This is a genomic window from Vibrio sp. V19_P1S1T109, assembly GCF_002241375.1.
GTDB classification, from domain to species: Bacteria; Pseudomonadota; Gammaproteobacteria; order Enterobacterales; family Vibrionaceae; genus Vibrio; species Vibrio anguillarum.
The window spans coordinates 1-3,577 of record NZ_NDIM01000269.1 but is presented as its reverse complement, the minus strand read 5'-3'; the positions used below and the strand labels follow the sequence as shown (position 1 = coordinate 3,577).

5 protein-coding genes are annotated in these 3,577 nt (G+C 42.0%); 2 read left to right on the top strand and 3 right to left on the bottom strand.

Features of this window, described 5'->3' with window-relative positions:
* Window positions 1-51: 51 nt before the first annotated feature.
* Window positions 52-660: a TetR/AcrR family transcriptional regulator gene (locus B9J87_RS13170; protein WP_013868315.1), complete on the bottom strand. Its 609-nt coding sequence runs from the start codon at window positions 658-660 to the stop codon at window positions 52-54.
* Window positions 661-786: 126 nt separating this feature from the next.
* Here B9J87_RS13170 and B9J87_RS13165 point away from each other — a divergent pair, with 126 nt between their 5' ends.
* The gene (locus B9J87_RS13165; RefSeq protein WP_094151126.1) at window positions 787-1,743 is read left to right on the top strand and encodes an AEC family transporter; all 957 of its coding nucleotides are present in this window, start codon (window positions 787-789) and stop codon (window positions 1,741-1,743) included.
* A gap of 57 nt (window positions 1,744-1,800) precedes the next feature.
* Here the strand turns inward: B9J87_RS13165 and B9J87_RS13160 are convergent, their stop codons facing one another.
* On the bottom strand, window positions 1,801-2,550 hold the full coding sequence (locus tag B9J87_RS13160; protein ID WP_094151125.1) for a substrate-binding periplasmic protein: 750 nt from the start codon (window positions 2,548-2,550) through the stop codon (window positions 1,801-1,803).
* A 172-nt stretch (window positions 2,551-2,722) separates the two neighbouring features.
* On the opposite strand from B9J87_RS13160, the gene B9J87_RS13155 reads away from it, so the two are divergent.
* A complete protein-coding gene (locus B9J87_RS13155; RefSeq protein ID WP_094151124.1) occupies window positions 2,723-3,346 on the top strand; it encodes an START domain-containing protein in 624 nt (207 codons plus the stop codon).
* 9 nt (window positions 3,347-3,355) lie between these two features.
* On the opposite strand, the gene B9J87_RS13150 is transcribed toward B9J87_RS13155, so the two are convergent.
* A partial coding sequence (locus B9J87_RS13150) for an MAPEG family protein (protein ID WP_176429528.1) occupies window positions 3,356-3,577 on the bottom strand: 222 nt, incomplete at its 5' end.

Genomic DNA, 3,577 nt, shown 5'->3' with positions numbered 1-3,577 from the left:
CATCTGCGCTGTTGCAGGCTCGTTCTTCTCGCTGTGAAAAGCGAGAATTAGCTAACATTGCTGCTTCACTATATTTCGCCATCGAGACATTAAATCACCCACGCCTTTCCAAAAATGTTGATAACTTTCCATTTGGCCGTAGATCGAGTAGAACAAATGAGCACTTAAATAGAGTCCATACAACTCATAAGCAGCCTGCTTTACATCCAATTTCGGATGAAACTGTGCGCTATCAACCCCTTTTTGAATTTGAATTTGCAAGTAATGAATCCAAGTCGCGATGGTTTTTTTAAGTACTTTTTGAATTGCACAATCACAAGTTGCGGCATCTTTCCACGCATCTAAAAACATACAACTGCCTTGGAATGAATGATTCCAACCTAACCAGTGCTCTAACAGCACTCGCAATTTAGCTTCGATATTCTCGTCGCCAATCAGGCGAGCCGGCGTAATAACACGCTCAGTAAACACAGAATGGGCATGCTCTAATACTGCAATTTGCAAATTTTCTTTAGCATTAAAATGCGCAAACAAACCACTTTTTGATAAACCGCACTGTTTTGCCAACTCACCGATAGTGAGACTTTCCAAACCGTTTTCACTGGCTAATTCGAACGCTTTGTTCAGTACATTTTCTCTTGTAATTCTACCTTTGCTCATATTATGCCGACTCTCAATTCATACCATGCTATTTTTAGCACGTTCGTTCTTTTTTGCAAATTTGATTTTGCAAAATGAGGAACTGTGGAAGAATAGCAACGCTATGAGCAACTTCAGTGGATTGATATGACAACGATTATCGAACAACTTTTGTTTTCGGCCTCAATTACAGGGCCTATCTGTTTGATGTTAGTACTGGGCGTTGTACTAAAGCGAACGAGGGTTATCAACGATAATTTCATCGATGTCGCGTCACGCATCGTATTCCAAGTCACCTTACCAGCCATGCTATTTCTTAGCATCGTCAAATCACAGCACGATTTTTCTTCCAGTGCAACACTGATTGGCTATGGACTACTCGCTAATTTCCTATTTTTTCTTTTCACGACTTTTTTCACCAAAAAAGCGTTCCCACAACATCTGGATCACGGCGTGATCATCCAAGGCGGGTTTCGTGCGAATACCGCTATTATCGCTTTGGCTTATGTCGCAAATACTTATGGCGAACCTGGGCTAGCATTAGCGGCGATGTACGTTGCCGCAACCACTATCCTTTATAATATTCAAGCGGTGATAACACTCACGCCAAAAGGGGAAAGTTCAGGGCTCAAAGCCGCAGGAGTAATTGCCAAAACACTCACCAAAAACCCACTGATTATTGGTATTCTGCTCGGTGTTTTATGCTATTCCTTATCCCTTCCAATCCCGAAAATGGTTACTGATGCTGGCCAATATTTTGCCAATATGACACTACCATTAGCACTACTGTGTACTGGCGGCTCACTCAATATAGGTTCACTCAGAAGCGACAAAGCACCGGCTTGGTTTGCCACTGCCCATAAGCTGATTCTCGCCCCGATATTGATCACATCGGGTGCGTTACTTTTTGGCTTTCGCGGGTTAGATCTCGGGCTAGTCTTTTTGATGAGTGCATCCCCTACCGCTGCGGCCAGTTATGTTATGGCTAGAGCTATGGGAGGAAATGCAACCTTAGCGGCCAACATCATTGCATTGACGACCGTATTTTCACTGTTTACTTGTACACTAGGCATCTTCCTGCTCGCGTCTCTGAACTTAATTTAACCGCCTTTTAATTCACTGCGGAAAGGTAAGAAGGAAGGGCCATTCAAAAAAAGCGAATCATTCAATCATGGAGACATCACTTTCTTTCAGTCCATGATTAAATAGCGTCAACAGTTGCTCACTTCGTTCACCCATTTTAGGGAACAATAGATAGTTATTATTGATGAGAAAAGGTTTGGGATGGTGCGTGATCATTTCTCGCCATTGCGGTAAGTATTTATCCAGAGTGTAATAACCGATATGAATTTCTTCTGGCATGAGATCAATCCTCTTTTTCACCAGCCGTTCGAAGTTCTGTTTTGGATCATTGACTCGAGACATTTTTATTTGCTGCGTTTCTAACAATCTGTCTAACTCGGCACCATAGCTGTAGGCAATGCCACCTCCTAAATGTAACCCCTTAAGATCATAGAGACTTTCCCAGTGAAAGTCGGTTTCTTTATGGTGAAAAAACACGAAGCGTTCATCGCTCACCGCTTCACTATAATAAAAATCTACCGTTCGCTCTTGGTTAAACATCCAAATAGCAGTTGCATCATAACGTCCAGCTTTGGCTTCGGCGTATGCTCTCGCCCATGGGAAAAAATGAAACTCAACTTCGTAGCCAGCATCCTTAAATACTTTACGGATGATCTCAGCAACAAAACCATTATTTTCAAGGTGTTGACCAATAAACGGCGGCCATTCACCAGCACTAATACGAATAATATGACTATTGTGTATTGAGGATGGCGCTGCCCATGCGGGAATAGAAATCCATGATAGGATGAGACAGAGCCAAACCTCATACCATCTTAAAGATTTCATTGCCGTACCTGAACATTGAGCAAACTTTTAAAAAACATAACAAAAACTAATAAAACAAAACGTATACATAATATATTTATGTTTTTATGCTAGTGCAGTTCTTAAACCCACTTTTTGTAACCAACACGACAAAAATAAGGCCACGTGCTACAACATCAATGAGGAAAGAACCATGATGAAATGGATAGTTGGTTTAAGCCTACTATTTAGCAATGTTGCTAGTTTGGCAGCGACTTCGGTCGATTGGTTACAGGTAAAATCAGAAGACGGCATTACGATCTACTCGCGCCACCATAGCGATGGCTTAGTCCAAATACGGGCGCAAATGTTCGTACCCACTAGCTATTTCGCTTTTATGCGGCTATTAGATGACAGTGAACATGTACCAAACTGGATAGATAACGTGAGTAACAGCCGTGTGCTGCAAAAAATTTCAGATACCGAGAATATTGTTTACACCCAATTCTCGGCACCATGGCCAGCTAAAAACAGAGATATGGTGACTTATTCAAAATTTGAGATGCTACCTAATGGTTTAAGTTTAGACATAGTGGATGCCCTAAATTACTTGCCTGAACAACCGGGATACATCCGTATCACTCAAGTCAACGCACATTGGACGCTGCAAAAACTGACTAATGGTATGACTCACATCGATTATATTGCCTTCGCTAATCCAGGAGGTGCACTACCTAACTGGTTAGTGAACAAACTGTCCACTGACAGTGCCTTTACCACATTTGAAGGCTTGCGCCGAGAATTGGCCACCTATCAAACTTCACCCTGCCGTGAATGAATAGCATTCTTAACCCAATACTTGGCCAAAAGGAAGGTAAATAATATTCAGCACGATCAAGATAACCATCGCACTGAACGTTAGCTTCATACCACGAATCCGCCCTTTAAGTTGGTCACTTAAAATCGCTCTGGCATGTAAAATTCGGCCAACGATAAACGTAATACCCACCCCGTGGATCCACCATACGCTGGCACCATTAAACTCCAATAACCCCATTAAGATTAAAGT

Bases quoted from the DNA above. Each gene is read 5' to 3' on its own strand.
- B9J87_RS13170 (WP_013868315.1), bottom strand. From the start codon at position 660: ATGAGCAAAGGTAGAATTACAAGAGAAAATGTACTGAACAAAGCGTTC.
- B9J87_RS13165 (WP_094151126.1), top strand. From the start codon at position 787: ATGACAACGATTATCGAACAACTTTTGTTTTCGGCCTCAATTACAGGG.
- B9J87_RS13160 (WP_094151125.1), bottom strand. From the start codon at position 2,550: ATGAAATCTTTAAGATGGTATGAGGTTTGGCTCTGTCTCATCCTATCA.
- B9J87_RS13155 (WP_094151124.1), top strand. From the start codon at position 2,723: ATGATGAAATGGATAGTTGGTTTAAGCCTACTATTTAGCAATGTTGCT.